This is a genomic window from Brucella tritici (assembly GCF_008932285.1).
GTDB classification, from domain to species: Bacteria; Pseudomonadota; Alphaproteobacteria; order Rhizobiales; family Rhizobiaceae; genus Brucella; species Brucella tritici.
In genome coordinates, this window is sequence record NZ_WBVY01000028.1 from 1 (window position 1) to 736 (window position 736).

The window sequence follows — 736 nt, forward strand, 5'->3', positions numbered from 1 at the left end:
GCGCCACATGTCAGTGGCGGCTTGTCGTAACTCACGATGATCGGCGGCATTGAATTGGTTTCGGGGGAAATAATTTAGGTTGTAGATCGGATCATGTATCGACGTGAAATTTTGCACATGTCGCGCCGATTTAAAGCGCTTCATAACCCGCTCTCGTCGTCGGATCGGCTGATGCGAATTCTCTGCCCGATTGTTCAAACCCTTATGCTGGCGATGATCGCAAACGCTAAGTCCCATCGTTCGTTTGGCAGCGCCATATGATCGTAGTTTATCGGTGACCATGATCCGGGGTGCACAGCCCTGTGCAGAGAGAAGCTTGCGCATGAAGCGCTTGGCGGCCTTGGTATTACGGCGTTTCTGGACCAGAACATCCAAAACAAAACCATCCTGATCAACTGCTCGCCAAAGAATGTGATGCTCACTTTTGATAGATATTACACATTCATCCAGGTGCCATTTATCGCCAAGCCGCGGTGTGCGGCGACGGATATTACTGGCATAAGCACGTGCGAATTTCTCCGCCCATTCGTACACGGTCTTATATGTGACGAAGATGCCACGATAAGCCAGCATGTCTTCAACCATGCGAAAGCTTAGCGGAAAGCGGAAATACAACCACACCGCCTCTGCAATAATCTCAGATGGATAACGATGGCGGCGGTAAAGCGAAGAACGAGGTTCGGTCATCACCCGTTATCGCAACTGATGTTTACACTTAGGTTAAGGTAACAGTGCC

The 736-nt window shown here is 50.0% G+C and carries 1 protein-coding gene; it reads right to left on the bottom strand.

The window, feature by feature from the left end:
• Positions 1 to 687: IS6 family transposase (locus F9K94_RS24250; protein ID WP_151610749.1), on the bottom strand; the 687-nt coding region annotated here is incomplete at its 3' end.
• Positions 688 to 736: the final 49 nt, after the last annotated feature.